This is a genomic window from Companilactobacillus huachuanensis (assembly GCF_005404815.1).
GTDB classification, from domain to species: Bacteria; Bacillota; Bacilli; order Lactobacillales; family Lactobacillaceae; genus Companilactobacillus; species Companilactobacillus huachuanensis.
In genome coordinates, this window is record NZ_BJDF01000035.1 from 1 (window position 1) to 16,207 (window position 16,207).

Here is a 16,207-nt window from a genome sequence, read left to right on the forward strand (position 1 = left end):
GTAAACGAGTAACTTGATCATCGGAAAGATTGATGTGTTGTTTAACAGGTCTGATATCTGATTTCATAAAATATATCCTTTTTTGAATTGATTATATCAGAATATAAAAGTGAGAGCTACACTCCACTAGTTTTTTAATAATAAGAATGTTCAATTGTGATTTTTTGCTGTTTAAATAAATTGAATTTAGGACTGTCACAGCAATGTTTATATCACTTTTTCACCTTCAGAAAAAAATTACTTTACGCAAAAATTATTTTATATCAAAGTTAACGACGTATTGGATTAAAGGAGAATATATATGAGAAAAGTTAAAATCACCATTGGAAATAAAATATTAACTGCTAATTTTGAAGAGAATGCAACCACTGAAGCGTTATTAGAACAAATGCCAATTGAGTTACCAATGTTAAATTTGTATTCACGTGAGCTGACATACCGTTTTAAGCAAGCATTACCGGCGCAGGAGGCACGAACATCGGGATATAAAACTGGAGACATTGCTTACTGGACACCACGACATAGTTTCGTGATTTTTTATAGACAAACGGGAGAGATAATTAGCGATTTACAAAAAATAGGTCACATTAATGACTTTAATTTAAGTCAATTAAGTACTTCCGGAAATATTGAAATGAAGTTTGAAGAATGCTAAGGAAAGCTTTTAAAATTTGATTCTATAGACAAAGTCACGTGTTAATGGAAAGTTTGATCAGGAGAACTATAATGAAAAATATTTTAATTTTAGGTGCAAATGGACGTATCGCAAAAATTGTGGAGCGTCGGCTATTAGCTGAGACTGACGTGTATTTAACTTTAGTTTTAAGAAATGCTAATCGGTTATCGGTTATAGAGCCAGAACGGGAAAGAATTATTGAAGGAGATATTAGCGATTATAAAATTTTGAATTCTGTTATGCCTCATCAAGATATTGTATATGCTAATTTGGCGGGAAATATGGAACTGTTAGCAAAAAATATTATCCAATCAATGGAATTGAATAATATTAAGAAACTTATTTGGATTACTGGATCGGGTTTATATCACGAAACACCGGATCCTTTTGGATCCTGGGTTGAGAAAGTTGTTGGTCACGCTTCTAAAGAAGACTCACGAAGGGCTGCAAAAATTATCGAGGATTCGGATATCAAATATACAATACTTCGTGCCGCTTATATGACAAATGACGATAAAATTGATTATGAGTTGACGGAAAAAGGTGAAATATTTAAGGGAACTATGATTTCTCGTACAAGTATTGCTGATTTTATCTTAAAGATAATTGCTGATCCTGATAATTACGCCTGTAGGAGTCTGGGAATTTCTCAACCAGGTACTGACGATATGTTGTTTAAGATTAAAAATATAGAGAAAAGATTATAAGTTAGATAAGCCGTTTCCAAAGCTGAGAGCATTTATTTGCTGTTCGAAATGGCCCGAGCCAAAGAGCGGTCTCGAACTTCGGCTCAAATGAATACTTTCAGCTTTTTCAACTAGTTTTTTTTAAGGAACAATAAGACAGTAGTAATAATAGTTCGATTAATTATTCACCCTTTAATCTTCAGATTTTAATTTTAAAACAGTCGTTTTCAAAATCAAAAAGGCCTCAGACTCTACTCGTGTCTGAAGCTTTTTTTGTGGTTAACTAAAGGTTGAAAGGTGAAAAATTAATCTAAGGATTGCTATTACAGGTCTAGAGATAATTTATTTAAATACTCAGAAATATTCGTTTTATTTGTTCCGGCTATTAAAATATTCTCAGCTCTGGAAACGGCATACGTAACTAAACTTTTAAACTTTGGATACTGATGATCAGAATACTATTTAAGTTCCTTTTTCCAAAGTTTGACATCTGATTTTTTGTTGGCCAATTCCTTTTTAATAATTAATTCACGTCCGTATTGCTCGGGATGATTAACGACTTCGGTCAACTCGAATTCAAGTTGAGTAATTTCAAGATTAAGTGTTTTAACTCGCAATGCCAACAAATTTTTTAAGAACGTCGGATCCGTGTGTCCCAAAAAATGTAATCGCAGAATAAAGTTATCATTATCCAACGTAGATTCAGATGCAGCTAATGGTAGCTGTAGCCAGTTCTGAAATACCTCTCGTCCATGCGCAGTTAATTGGTAAGTCTTTTTCCGTGTATTAGTATCAGAAGTTGGTAAGAGGCTAATCAAGTCATTATTGAGCATCCGATTCAGTTCGGGATAGATTTGGCTGAAAGGTGCTGTCCAAAATTCAGCTTTTTCCTTATCAAAAGTTTGTTTAATGTCATAACCAGTCAGTGGTTTCCGTGTCAGTAGTCCTAAAATTATGTATTTTAATGTGTTAGAACGAGCCATATGAATCTCCTTTACATTTTTGAACTATGTATTAAACTATATATATAAATATATACTTTAGAGGTAAAATATGAAACAAGTTGAGAATAAAAATCTAACGATGATCTTGCTCGGTATCGGAATTGTGACATTCATGTCTACTTTAGATAGTAGCATTGTCACTGTAGCGCTACCAGTCTTGAGCAAGGCGTTGAATACCAATATGAGTTTAATCAATTGGGTCGTAACAATGTATCTGATTGTGATGAGTAGCACTTTAATGATTTTTGGAAAATTGGGTGACAAGTACGGCAAGATAAAGTTTTTCAAGTGGGGGACTGTGATTTTTGTCATTAGTTCAGCACTTTGTGCCTTGTCTGTGAATTGGTTGTCGCTGATCTTGTCACGAAGTTTGCAAGCGATTGGGGCAGCGATGACGATGGCTACTTCAAATGGCATTATCGTGGAAACTTTTCCAGATAATCGTCGCGGCCAAGCTTTAGGATGGATGGGGTCATTCGTTTCACTCGGCGGTATCATTGGGCCAAGTTTGGGCGGGATATTATTAAATTTCTTCCCATGGCACATCATCTTTTGGCTGAATGTTCCCATAGGATTTATCGCGACATATATTTTAGTTAAATATTTACCTAATAAATTGGATAAAACCTTTGCTAACGATGGATTTGATTTAACCGGCTCGGTTTTATTATTAGTTGGTTTTACTAGTATGTTTGTCGGAATTCTCTTGAGTCAACAATGGGGATGGGCTGATTGGAGAATTCTCAGTTTAACAATCGTCGGTTTGGTTTTGTTGGTAATTCTGTACCGTTACGAATCCAAACAAGTTGAACCAATTTTACCAGTTTCGTTATTCAAAAATAAATGGTTTACAATGCAATTGTTAGCTTGTTTCATGGTCTTTATTATTGATTTCTTCTTCGATGTTTTAGCACCATTTTATCTACAAAATGCGCGTGGATTCAGTCCGTTATTCAGTGGCTTTTTCTTACTGATTTTTCCGGTGGTGCAGTTATTTATTGCCCCAATGTCAGGATCTCTAGCCGATCGTCACGATCCATTTAAAATTACGTTAGTTGGTTTGGCAATCATCAGTTTCGGACAGATTTTCTACGTTATCAGCGGACTCCACAATCCAATCTGGATTTTTGCCATTGGAGCTGCTTTCGCCGGTTTAGGTAATGGATTATTCCACTCGCCAAATAATGTTTTGGTCATGGGTAACGTTGCTGAAAAAGATTATGGTTCTGCCGGCAGTGTTTACAGTTTAGCTAGAACCGTCGGAATGGTCGTTGGTTCAGCGATGTCGACAACGTTATTATTCGGTTCAATGTCAATCTTGAATGGTAGTCGAGTTAAGTCATATGTACCAAGCCAACCACAGTTATTTATTGATGGGATGCATATGACATTTGGCCTATCATGTTTGATCAGTGTGATATTGTTGCTGGGTATTTTCTTATGGCATCGAAAAGTTAGCCAGGAATGATTTACTAAATTTTTACATTAAATTAATCGTTAATTAATACAAAAATAATAGACTAATACTATAACGAGAAATCGTATGTATTAGTCTATTTTTTAAAGTTATGTATTAGTTTTGTTTGCTACCAATCATTTTGTTAGCAGCTAAGTAACAGATTGCTGTGATGAACATTGCAGGGAAGGTTGCCCCTGTTGTAGCAATGATGAATCCTAGTTTGTTTAAGATTAGGTAACTGATTACACCGATTGCCCATGTAATGATAGCAACGGGATTAACACCTTTGGTATACCAGTAATTACCGTTGACCTTGGAGAATTCTGAAACTTGGTAGTTCTTGCGTCTGATGACAAAGAAATCGATTAAGAAGATTGCGATTTCTGGTCCCAAGAACATTCCGATTCCATCCAGAAATGTTTCAAATGTTGTTAGAAAACTTGCTACATAGACAGGGATGAAAGTCATGGCAGTGGCCACCAATGTTACGATCCAAAGTGCTGGCGTTAATTTCAGTCGATGGAAAATATTAGTTAAAGCTGATCCAGCAGCCATTAAGTTAACGGCATTGGCTGTTGTACTGGTGATAACGATAACTAACATTGCCAAGATTCCCAAGCCAAGTTTTGCGGCAATAGTACTAGGGTCAGCGTTGTTAGGATCGAACTTGTTGATGGTAATGGCAGTCGCGATAGTAGCAATCAAGCCGATGAAAGCAAACCAGAATAGTCCGATATTAGCACCCAAGAATGAGGCTGTGGTGGCGGCATGTTTATCTTTGGTAAAGCGACTAAAGTCAGCGGCAGCAGTTACCCAAGCTAAGTTAAACGCGGCCAAAATATCAACTATTTTACCACTAGGTAACTGGAACTTGGCAGCTGGTTCATATTTAACGATTTCGTGGAATGGGACAGTCTTCAAAACGACGATTGATTCCCATGTAACTAAAATAATAACAAGAATAATTCCGACACGTTCGATCCATTTAACAGATTTTTCACCTAGTGAAATCGAGATTAGATGTAGAATGGACATAACGACAATGCCGATAATAATACTGAATTGATTATGGAATGAAGAATTGTTCCAACCGAGGATGTCTTTGAGAATGATACTGATTGAAGTTGCAGCGATAAAAGTATTAATGGCTGCCCAACCAATAAATTGCACGACGTTGACGATTGACGGAATAATTGAGCCCTTGATACCAAAGGATGGTCGAGTTAAGGCCATGGCTGGTAATCCGGTTTTATAGCCCATATATGATGCAAATCCTAGTAAAACGTACGAAAGTGAACCAACAACTACTAACAAAGTAGATGCTTTAATCAAACCTACAGCTGCGATAACGCCCCCGATGTACCAAGTACCATTATTCGCGTTAGCGCCGATCCAAGTAGCAAACATATCCCACTTGGACATTGCTCGTTGATCTGGTGTAGTTGCTTCAATATGTTCTTTTTTGGTCATTTTTCTACCCCCATATGTGAGCAGTAAAAAAGGAACTGCTTGGATGAGCAGTCCCCTCGATTGTCAAAATTTACCGCTCTTTTGTCAGCCTCGCTGGACCGCCCTTAAAAAGATTTATATTGCTCTAAAGTCTAAAGTAGAAATTTGGCATTGTCAACTCAAAATTGTATACTATATCAAAAATTCGAAGGAGTGTATCGCAATGTTATTACAACAAGTCAAAATCGAAAATCGGCCAGCTCAAGATATCAGAATTGAAGATGGCAAATTTACCGAAATTGCCGATCATCTAACACCAAAAGACGGTGAAAAAGTTATTGTCGGTCACGAAAAGTTGCTTTTACCACCATTTGTTGATCCACATGTTCATTTGGATAGCACCTTAACAGCGGGTCAACCAGAATGGAACGAAAATGGAACTTTATTTGATGGCATTCGTATTTGGTCTGAACGCAAAAAGGATTTAACCTATCAAGATGTCAAAAAACGTGCAACTTTGGCTTTGAAGATGCAGGCAAGTCACGGAATTCAATTTGTTCGCTCACATGTCGATGTAACTGATCCTAGTTTGAAGGCTCTCAAGGCTTTGATTGACGTTCGTGAGTCTGTTAAAGACTGGATGACATTGCAACTAGTTGCCTTTCCACAAGAAGGAATCCTTTCTTATCCAAATGGTAAACAATTGATGGAAAAGGCCGTTGATTTGGGTGTTGACGTTGTCGGGGCGATTCCTCATTTTGAATTCAATCGTGAATATTCAGTTGAATCACTTCACTTTGCTTTTGACTTAGCACAAAAAAATGACTTGTTGTTCGATGCACACTGTGATGAAATTGATGATCCAAGTTCCAGAAGTCTTGAGACCCTAGCTACATTGGCTTATGAGAGTGGCATGGGTGAAAGAGTAACGGCGTCACATACTACCGCTATGGGTTCATATAACGATGCATACATGTATAAATTGATGCGTCTTTTGAAGATGTCAAATATGAACTTTATCTCAAATCCTTTGGTTAATATGTATCTTGGTGGACGTTTCGACACCTATCCAAAGCGTCGTGGGTTGACTCGTGTTAAGGAATTAGACGCCAATGGAATAAACGTGGCCTTTGGTGAAGATGATATTAAAGATCCTTGGTATCCAATGGGTAATGGCAATATGTATGATGTTTTGTCAGAAGGGCTGCACGCTACTCAAATGATGGGTCACCAACAAATTATGGATTCATATAAATTTATTACGACCAATAGTGCTCGTGCAATGCATGTTCAAGATCAATATGGTATTGAAGTTGGCAAACCAGCAAACTTTGTATTAATCAATGCTCACAATTTCTACGATGCCTTGAACAAGCGTGCTTCAGTCTTGTTGTCAGTACATAATGGTAAAATTATTGGTAAGACTAAACCAGCTGAAACTGAATTATATATTTAGTTTTGACGACTTCAGAATTGAAAATATTCACTACTTACACTGTTCACAAATATCTCGGAGTTCTTCCGACCAGTATTTTTGTTTCAAGTGGAAGTTGGACTTATCCATGCGTTATTTTTAAATAAGTATAAGATAAAGGTAACCGCGAGGGTGCCTTTTTGTGTTCAATGATAACTTTGGAAAAAATCTAAGAAATTCAAAGGTTTTATATAAATCATTGAAGGGCTTACAATAAAGGAACTGACCGGAGGCGACATACTTAACTAAAGGTTGAAAGGAGGAAAAGTGATATAAACATTGCTGTGATAGTCCTAAGTTCAATTTATTTACCAATTTAGTTAAATAGCAAAAAATTACAATTGGACATTCCTATTGTTAAAAATACTTTCAGTTCTGGAAACGGCATAGTGCATCAAACTTTCAACCTTCAGTTAAAATACTAAAAAGGAAAAATAAATGATACTAGAAAGATCTAATGTTATTAATTTAAATAAACTTCAAGCTCAATTGGGTGGTATTGCAAATCAACCTGATATCAAAGAACTTTCTAAAATGATTAAAACGTATCAGCTTTATCAGGCTGGACAGCGAGAAATCAGCACGAAATTAGAAAATTTGGATGCCGAATTTCAAGTAAATTATGACTACAATCCCATTCATCATATGGAATCACGGATGAAAGATGTCCAGAGTTTGGTACAAAAAGCCGAGCGTAAAGGCTATGAATTGACAGCTGACAGCATTCAGAAGAATATCTATGATATTGCTGGCATTCGTGTAATTACCAATTATATTGATGATATTTATAATGTTGAAAAATTGTTAACACATCAAACCGATGTTACGTTATTAAGACGTAAGGATTACATAAAACATCCAAAGGAAAGTGGCTATCGTAGTCTGCACATAGTTGTGAAAGTGCCAGTTTTTCAAGCTAGTGGACCAGTTGATGTACCCGTTGAAATTCAAATTAGAACTGTTGGGATGGATATGTGGGCTAGCTTGGAACATAAATTACGTTATAAGACCGACGCTAATCAAGAATTAGTTGATAAATATGGCAATCAGTTGAAAGGTTATGCTGAGGAATTGGAACAGATTGAACGTGGCATGCAAGAAATTCATAAGGATCTGATCTAATTAATGGCGGTGTGCTGACTAATAGTCTATTTACTGAAGGTTGAAAGGATAATTTGTTTAAATAAAGACCTTTGCTTTGTTGTTACTGCTATTAAAAAAACAAACTAGTTGGAAGAGCTGAGAGTATTCATTTGCCGCGAAAGTGGCGTTATTGCTTCAGCAATTACACCACCGGACGCGTTGAAGACTCGCGGTTTTTGCGAGGCTTCAACCGAGGCTCGAGACCGCTCTTTGGCTCGAACCGTTCCGCGCAGCATATGAATACTCTCAGCTCTGGAAACGGCATACTTAACTAAAATTTCAACCTTTAGTTAAATAAAATATAAAACAAAAACTCTTTGTAATAATCACAATGATTGTTACAAAGAGTTTTATTTGTCTAAACCGCTTCTTCTTGTTTGTTATCCGCAATCCAATCAGCCCTTTTGAGTTCGTAGGCCATGACCTGTCTGACTTCTCCAGTATGCGGTGAAGGGAAGGTACCCATTGAACCGAGGTCACGCATGCCCATTTTTTGCATAACTTTGCCAGAACGTGGATTAGTGCTGGCGTAATGAGCTTCAATTCTTTCAAAATTCAAAACGTTGAAACCGTAGGCCATCATTGCACTGCCAACTTCAGCGACGTAGCCTTTTCCCCAAGCACTTTGTGCCAGAGCATAAGTTAAAATACCTGTAGTATCTTCAGGATGGAATTCATAGAAACCGATCAACGTATGTTCATCTTTTGTTTCGATTCCAAATGTATAAGCCGTATTTAAAAAGTGGCTTTCAAAAATAGCAGTGAAATTAGTTGGCGTTTTGACGTCACGATACCTTGTATATCGAACGACCGCTGGATCCAACAAAATCGCTTCTAATTTATCATGGTCCGTTACTTGAAGCGGACGAATGATTAATCTCTCTGTTGTAATTTGACGCATCCTTCTTATCTCCAAATCATAAATTAGAATTTGAATATAAACTATTATTCAGTCGGTGTAAATAGTTTTATTTAAAAAAAATTATTGACTTTACTCTGTAAAATAGTTAGTATAGTTCGCATACGAACAAAAAGGAGAATAATATGTTTGATCCTAGAACTATGATTGCTTTTAATATTAGAGATGTTTCTCAACAGATATTTAATTATATCCACAATGAGGGTGAAAGCCACGACACTAATCCATTTAAAGATAATCATGCTAGTGATCGGATCTCCCGTTTGCAAGGGATGGCTGTTGGATTTATTCATAGTCATAAAGACCGGGTCATTCAAAAAGATTTGGAGAAGACTATGCACATCAGTAAATCAACCGCTAGTGGCCTGGTTCACCGAATGGTTAAAAATGGCTTGTTATACACAACTCCGGCAACTGATGATGCCCGTGTGAAGTGTTTGCATCTGACTAACTATGCGGAGGATATTATGCAAGAAATCGATAAGTCAGCTAACGCAACGGAGGCCAAGTTACGCCAAGGTATTTCTGAAGAAGATCTGGAAACATTTTTTAAAGTGCTCAAGCAAATCAAGATGAATGCACAATAGTATTTTTTTGTAATTATAGTTCGTATACGAACTAGAGGAGGAAATAAATGATTAAATTATTTAAACGATTGAATAAAAAAGAATATTCAATGATTGGTATAAGTTTGATTTTTATTATTTTACAAGTGTGGTTGGAATTAGAGATTCCTAGTTATATGTCAACTATTACTGAGAAATTGGAACAATCAGGGACAACGATTAACCAAATCTTACAACCTGGGATGATGATGATTTTGTTCTCTGTATTGAGTGCAGTGGCATCAATCATTGTAGGATATTTTGCTGCTCATGTGGCGGCCGGATTTACAGCTCGCTTAAGAAAAGATGTCTTTGATCAGGTTATGGATTATTCGACTCAAGACATCAAGAAATTTTCAGTTTCGAGTTTGTTAACGCGTTCCACAAATGATCTAACCCAATTACAACAATTTATTGCTATGGGATTACAAGTTATTATCAAAGCACCAATTACTGCCATTTGGGCCATTACTAAGATTGCAAACAAAGGATGGCAATGGACCACTGCAACAGCGGTTGCCGTAGTTATTTTGATTGCTATGCTGACGTTTATTCTATTGATGGTTCAACCAAAATTCAAAAAGGTTCAAAGTTTAACGGATCGTCTAAACTTAGTAACGCGTGAAAATTTGACTGGTATTCGAGTTGTTCACGCTTATAATGCGGAGGATTATCAAAATCAGAAGTTTAATCAAGCTAATAAGGATTTAACGAATACAAACCTTTTTGCTAATCGTGTGTTGGCATTGATGAATCCTGGGATGAGCTTTATTTCGAGTACTTTGACATTGGCTGTTTATGGAATTGGTGCCATTATTATCAATCAGGCGACCGTAGGTTCTGCTCGTTTGACGCTCTTCAGTAACATGATTGTCTTCTCGTCATATGCGATGCAAGTTATTTTAGGATTCTTGCTCTTATCAATTATTTTTATTTTGCTACCTCGTGTCACAGTTTCAGTTTCTAGAATTAACGCCGTTTTGGATGTGAAACCTTCAATTACCTATCAAGACGCAACTACTGAGACGCCCACACAGACAGGAACAATTGAATTTAAAAATGTTAGTTTTCGATATCCAGAAGCCGAAGCTGACGCAATTCATGATCTTAGTTTCAAGGCCAAATCTGGTCAAACGATTGCCTTCATCGGGTCAACAGGTAGTGGTAAATCGACCGCTATGAACTTGATTCCACGACTTTACGACACAACCTCTGGACAGGTATTAATAGATGGTGTCGACGTTAAAAATTATGCAGTAGAAGATTTGAACAAACGTCTGGGATATATTCCTCAAAAAGCAGTCTTATTCAGCGGTTCAATACGTTCTAACATCGATTTCGGTACATCAGACATAATTGATAAGAAATCAGATAAAGACCTTTATAACGCCTTAGATGTAGCCCAATCGAGGGACTTTGTTGAAAGTAAAAAACATCATTTAGATGCTAAAGTTTCCCAACATGGTGATAACTTCTCTGGTGGTCAAAAACAACGGTTGGCAATTACGCGAGCAATTGCTAGAAAGCCTGAAATCTTGTTATTTGATGATTCTTTCTCAGCACTTGATTATGCAACCGACCAGAAATTGAGAACGGCGCTAAAGGAGCAAGCAGCCCAAACGACTAAAGTGATTATTGCTCAACGGATCAGCACAATCATGGATGCTGATTTAATTATTGTTTTAGACGATGGTAAAGTCGCTGGTTTAGGTACACACGAAGAATTATTGAAGAACAATGAAGTTTATCAAGAAATTGCCTACTCACAATTATCAAAGGAGGAATTGGCTGAATGAAAGTAATCAATGGTATTAAAAAATATGGTTCAGAGTACTTAACACCAGTCATAATTGCAATTATTTTTGCTATGGCCGGCAGTATTTTAACAATTATTGGACCTAATCAGTTGAGTAAAATTACTGATTTAATTACCAAAGGTCTAGTTGGCAGTATCGACTTAACTAAAGTTATGCGAATCGTCATAATGTTAGGAATTATTTACGCGATTGCAGCCATTGTTTCATATGGACAAGGTTTTATTATGGCAACTATTACGCAAAAATTTACCCAAAAGTTACGTACTAAAATCACTAAAAAAATTAATAATTTACCTTTGCAGTATTTTGATACACATAGTGAAGGTGATACCCTCAGTCGAGTAACCAATGATTTGGATACAGTTGGTCAATCTTTGAATCAAAGTTTAGGTATTCTAGTTTCTGCGGTGACGCTGTTGATTGGTAGTATCGTAATGATGTTTACAACAAACGTCACATTAGGAATTACCGCGGTCTTATCAGTTTTACTAGGATTTATTCTGACAATTGTTTTAATTGCTCGCTCGCAAAAATATTTTTATAATCAACAAAATAAATTGGCTGATGTTTCCAGCTACTTAGAAGAAATTTATAGCGGACACACAGTAGTCAAAACTTATAATTATACAAAACAAGCTAAAACTGAATTTAACCAGTTAAATGAAGATTTACAGGATAATGTTTGGAAGTCACAGTTCTTATCTGGAATTATGCAACCGTTGATGAATTTTATCGGTAATTTCGGTTACGTTATGGTCAGTGTTGTGGGTGCTATTTTGGTTTTGAACGGTCATATAACGATTGGTGTTATTGTGGCTTTCATGATCTATGTGCGACTTTTCTCACAACCCTTAACTCAAATTACGCAGGCATTTTCTAGTTTACAGTCTGCCCAAGCTGCTATGAAACGAGTTTTTGGTTTCCTAGAAGAAACTGAAGTCACTGACGAAAGTAGTAAGAACGAAGTGCTTGATGGAACCAAAGGAAACGTTGAATTTGACAATGTTGAGTTTGGCTACTTACCTGACCAAAAAATTATCAAGAACTTTTCACTTCAAGCTAAAGCAGGTCAAAAGATTGCTATTGTCGGTCCCACTGGCTCTGGTAAAACAACAACGGTTAATTTATTAATGCGCTTTTACGACATGAATCAAGGAAAAATTAAAATAGATGGTGTCGATATTACTAAAATGCAACGTTCGGAAGTTAGAAAACAGTTTGATATGGTTTTGCAAGATGCTTGGTTATTTGAAGATACCGTTCGAAATAATTTAGTTTACAATCAAGAGAACGTGACAGACGAACAAATTAAGGCAGCAACCAAAGCCGTGGGATTGGATCACTTCATCGAAACATTGCCCAAAGGCTATGATACTGTTTTGAATGATTCAGTCAGCTTGTCAGTCGGTCAAAAACAATTGTTAACAATTGCTCGAGCTCTGATTCGAAATGCACCGATGCTGATTTTGGACGAAGCCACTAGTTCAGTCGATACAAGAACTGAAGAACAGATTCAACAGGCAATGGATATTTTGATGAAAAATCGGACATCATTTGTCATTGCCCATCGTCTTTCTACCATTAAGAATGCTGATTTGATTTTGGTAGTTAAAGATGGTGAGATTATTGAACGGGGAACCCATGCTGAATTGATGGCTGCCAAAGGTTTCTATAATAATATGTATAATAGTCAATTTACAAAGGAATAAATGGCTTAAAGTGTGGTGCTAGTTAAATATCCCGTCTCCAGAGCTGGGAAATATTCACTAGCTGTGCGGAACGGCCCGAGCCTGTGAAGCGGTCTCGAACCTCGGTTTGAAGACTTACCACAAACCGGTAAGTCTCCAAACTCGCCCGGTGGTGTAATGGCTAAAGCCATAACACCACTTCCACGGCACACAAATATTTCCCAGCTCTTCCGACTAGTTTATTTTTTGGGGCAATTTGCGTAAAATAAAGATTTCTGAATTTAAATAAGTTAGCTCTAGGCCATTAATAACAATGGTCAGATTAAATTTTCACCGTTCAATCTTCAGTAATTAATTATCAAATAGCACCAGGGTTAGCCCTAATAAGGAAGTTGCTTTTTACTTTGGATTCAGACCAAGTGAAAAACAACTTCTTTTTTGTTTCTAACTGAAGGTTGAATGCTATTTTTTTAGATATTTTAAAATTTATTTTAACGTGCTCGATGTTGGGAAAATAACTATTATAATAACAATGAAAGTGCTTTTTTGGAAAATTTCAAATTTTCAAGCAATTGACAGGTGTATAAACATATTATAAACTGAACGCATAAAGTAGGCTTAAATTAATATTTACAATGAGGAGTACTAACTTACATGAAGGAATGGCAAAAAGAAACTGTGTATCAGATTTATCCACGCAGTTTTCAAGATTCAAATGGCGATGGTGTGGGTGACATCAACGGTATTATTTCTCGACTAGACTACCTGCAAGATTTGGGTATTGGTCTGATTTGGTTGACACCGATGTATCGTTCTCCAGGAAATGATAATGGTTATGATATTGCCGATTATTATCAAATTGATCCAATTTTTGGAACGATGGACGACTTTGAGAAGTTATTGAATGAGGCACATAAGCGTGGTATCAAGATTATCATGGACATGGTTTTGAATCACACTTCAAATGAGAATAGATGGTTTCAAGAGGCGTTGAAGTCAAAGGATAATCCTTATCATGACTTCTATATTTGGCGTGATCCAGTTGATGGACATGAGCCCAATAATTGGGTCTCTAAGTTCAGTGGTAGTGCCTGGAAGTATGTTCCTGAATTAGATCAGTATTATTTGCATTTGTATGATGTAACAATGCCTGATTTGAACTGGCGTAATGAAAAGTTACGCGCTGAAATATTTAAAATGCTGTCATATTGGGCTGAAAAGGGCATTGATGGCTTCAGATTGGATGTTATCAACAATATTTCTAAGGATAAAAATTTACCTGATGATTCCTTCGAAACGCCGTTAGATGATGGGCGTAATTTCTATACCAATGGACCTCATGTACATGAGTATATTCATGAAATGTATGAAAAAGTTTTTGGACCTAACAAATTTGTTACTGTTGGAGAACTTTCATCAACACCTATTTCGGAAGCTGTTAAATATACCAATCCCAAACGTCAGGAATTATCAATGGCCTTTACTTTCCACCACGTTAAAGTTGATTACACTGGCGGAAACAAGTGGACTCTTGGTCATTACAAGCTGACTGATTTAACGAGAATATTGAGTGATTGGCAAGTTAAAATGAACCATCAAGGTGGCTGGAACGCATTGTTCTGGAATAATCATGATCAACCAAGAGCAATCTCTCGTTTTACTGATGATGATAAGTACCGTGACCAATCGGCTAAATTGTTGGCAATGGTTGAATTTGGATTACAAGGAACCCCTTATATTTATCAAGGTGACGAAATTGCGATGAAAAATGCCTATTTCACCGATATTAGTCAGTATCAAGATCATGAGTCGATCAACGCTTATAATGATTTATTAAAGAATGGCGTTGATAAAAAGTTAGCAATCAAGATTTTGCAACAGAAGTCACGTGAAAATTCGCGATTGCCAATGCAATGGGATTCAAGTAAGTATTATGGATTTACGACAGGAGAACCTTGGTTGACGCCACTTTATCATGATGATTATTCTGTAGAAAAAGTCTTGAAAATGAAAAATAATGTCTTTAATTTTTATCGGGCATTGATTTTCCTACGTAAAAATAAGGTATTATTAGCAGATGGGGAATATAAATTGTTAAATCCCCAAGATAATAGCGTTTATAGCTATGAAAGATATGACGACAAGGGTAAAATTTTAGTAATGGCTAATTTTACTGATAAGTCTCAAAAGAGGAAAGTTTCTGATGGCTTCGATTTATTGTTGGGGAACTATGAAGGCATCGAAATGAGTGATGGGACAGTAACTTTACGACCATATGAATCTGTAATGCTAGAAAATAAAAGACGCTCGTAAGGAGTGTTTTAAAAATTTCATTAGAGGGTAATTTAATTAAACTGCAGAACCAATTGAGGAGACATTATGCCAAAGAACTTATATTCAGATATTTACCATATATTAAAAGGTGAAATTGATAGCAATGTCTATCCACCAAAGTCTATTTTGCCAGGTGAGGAAGATCTTTCAGCACGTTTTAGTGTTACGAGAAATACTATTCGCCGTGCACTTAAAAAGTTACAAGCTGATGGACTAGTCTATACCGTTAAAGGCCGTGGCGTAGTGGTCTTAGAACCAATTGTCGACAACCGAGTTATTTTTTCGGCTGCCAATCATTTTGGCTTCCAAGATTTGATGAGTTTCCCACAAAATAAATTCATTAAAAAATTAACAACTAAGGTATTGGATTTTGAAGAAGTTGAAATTGACGATATGCTTTCAAAGCACACATCATTTACTGTGGGCGATAAAGCCTATTATATTGAACGTTTGCGTTTAGTTAATGGAAAAGCCATGGCAATTGATACTAGTTATTTCAGAAAAGAAAATATTCCTGATCTATCATTGATTGATGCTGAAGGGTCAGTTTATCAATATATTCGTGATGAAAATCTTTTCAAAATTGCTGCTGCACGTTCAATCGCATCTGTCGAATCAGCTACCAAAAAAGAATTCGATAATTTGGATTTGGATGATGCTAACTGCGTCGGTGTTTTGAAAAAGTATGTTTATACTGATTTAGGAAGTCTTTTTGAATGCACTGAAACAAAATATATTCCTAACCATTATTCATTGGTTGGTTTCGAATCGTATTAGAGGTGGGGGCCGCCTCCGGTTGGTAGTGATTTTTTGCCTGCTGTGGGACCGGCTCGAGCCAAGGTGCGGTCTCGACCGAGGCTGCTGAAAAAGTCCATAAGATATTTATAATGTTTTTTAAGCATCCAGTTATGGGTGCTTTTTTGATATAATCCACTTAATGAGGTAGATGACTA

Annotated in this window: 13 protein-coding genes; 10 read left to right on the plus strand and 3 right to left on the minus strand. The window is 36.4% G+C overall.

Annotated features, from left to right (window positions below; genetic code table 11):
• Positions 1 to 301 precede the first annotated feature (301 nt).
• Both FFM71_RS12720 and FFM71_RS12725 read left to right on the plus strand, forming a co-directional pair.
• Positions 302 to 655, plus strand: a complete 354-nt coding sequence (locus FFM71_RS12720) for a cyclophilin-like fold protein (RefSeq protein ID WP_137612535.1) — start codon at positions 302 to 304, stop codon at positions 653 to 655.
• 71 nt (positions 656 to 726) lie between these two features.
• On the plus strand, positions 727 to 1,383 hold the full coding sequence (locus FFM71_RS12725; protein WP_137612536.1) for an NAD(P)H-binding protein: 657 nt from the start codon (positions 727 to 729) through the stop codon (positions 1,381 to 1,383).
• Positions 1,384 to 1,820: 437 nt separating this feature from the next.
• Here FFM71_RS12725 and FFM71_RS12730 read toward each other — a convergent pair whose 3' ends face one another.
• Positions 1,821 to 2,345: a PadR family transcriptional regulator gene (locus FFM71_RS12730; protein ID WP_137612537.1), complete on the minus strand. Its 525-nt coding sequence runs from the start codon at positions 2,343 to 2,345 to the stop codon at positions 1,821 to 1,823.
• A 70-nt stretch (positions 2,346 to 2,415) separates the two neighbouring features.
• On the opposite strand from FFM71_RS12730, the gene FFM71_RS12735 reads away from it, so the two are divergent.
• Positions 2,416 to 3,834, plus strand: coding sequence for an MFS transporter (locus FFM71_RS12735; RefSeq protein ID WP_137612538.1), 1,419 nt, complete (start codon positions 2,416 to 2,418; stop codon positions 3,832 to 3,834).
• A 105-nt stretch (positions 3,835 to 3,939) separates the two neighbouring features.
• Here the strand turns inward: FFM71_RS12735 and FFM71_RS12740 are convergent, their stop codons facing one another.
• Positions 3,940 to 5,295, minus strand: coding sequence for a cytosine permease (locus FFM71_RS12740; protein WP_137612539.1), 1,356 nt, complete (start codon positions 5,293 to 5,295; stop codon positions 3,940 to 3,942).
• 202 nt (positions 5,296 to 5,497) lie between these two features.
• On the opposite strand from FFM71_RS12740, the gene codA reads away from it, so the two are divergent.
• Together codA and FFM71_RS12750 are read left to right on the plus strand one after the other, a co-directional pair.
• The gene (codA, locus tag FFM71_RS12745) at positions 5,498 to 6,730 is read left to right on the plus strand and encodes a cytosine deaminase (protein ID WP_137612540.1); all 1,233 of its coding nucleotides are present in this window, start codon (positions 5,498 to 5,500) and stop codon (positions 6,728 to 6,730) included.
• Between the two features lie 456 nt (positions 6,731 to 7,186).
• Positions 7,187 to 7,870, plus strand: coding sequence for a GTP pyrophosphokinase (locus FFM71_RS12750; RefSeq protein WP_137612541.1), 684 nt, complete (start codon positions 7,187 to 7,189; stop codon positions 7,868 to 7,870).
• Between the two features lie 379 nt (positions 7,871 to 8,249).
• Here FFM71_RS12750 and FFM71_RS12755 read toward each other — a convergent pair whose 3' ends face one another.
• Entirely contained in the window at positions 8,250 to 8,792 is a 543-nt protein-coding gene (locus FFM71_RS12755; RefSeq protein WP_137612542.1) for a GNAT family N-acetyltransferase, read from the minus strand.
• A gap of 143 nt (positions 8,793 to 8,935) precedes the next feature.
• Here FFM71_RS12755 and FFM71_RS12760 point away from each other — a divergent pair, with 143 nt between their 5' ends.
• The 5 genes from FFM71_RS12760 (at position 8,936) to FFM71_RS12780 (ending at position 16,031) form a co-directional block, all read left to right on the plus strand.
• Entirely contained in the window at positions 8,936 to 9,397 is a 462-nt protein-coding gene (locus FFM71_RS12760) for a MarR family winged helix-turn-helix transcriptional regulator (protein WP_137612543.1), read from the plus strand.
• A gap of 47 nt (positions 9,398 to 9,444) precedes the next feature.
• On the plus strand, positions 9,445 to 11,211 hold the full coding sequence (locus FFM71_RS12765; RefSeq protein WP_137612544.1) for an ABC transporter ATP-binding protein: 1,767 nt from the start codon (positions 9,445 to 9,447) through the stop codon (positions 11,209 to 11,211).
• A complete protein-coding gene (locus FFM71_RS12770; protein WP_137612545.1) occupies positions 11,208 to 12,941 on the plus strand; it encodes an ABC transporter ATP-binding protein in 1,734 nt (577 codons plus the stop codon). The genes FFM71_RS12765 and FFM71_RS12770 overlap by 4 nt, the downstream gene beginning before the upstream one ends.
• Before the next feature lie 633 nt (positions 12,942 to 13,574).
• Positions 13,575 to 15,233 carry an alpha,alpha-phosphotrehalase gene (locus FFM71_RS12775; RefSeq protein ID WP_137612546.1) on the plus strand — a complete coding sequence of 553 codons (1,659 nt, stop codon included), beginning with the start codon at positions 13,575 to 13,577 and terminating at the stop codon, positions 15,231 to 15,233.
• A 66-nt stretch (positions 15,234 to 15,299) separates the two neighbouring features.
• A complete protein-coding gene (locus tag FFM71_RS12780) occupies positions 15,300 to 16,031 on the plus strand; it encodes a GntR family transcriptional regulator (RefSeq protein WP_137612547.1) in 732 nt (243 codons plus the stop codon).
• Positions 16,032 to 16,207: the final 176 nt, after the last annotated feature.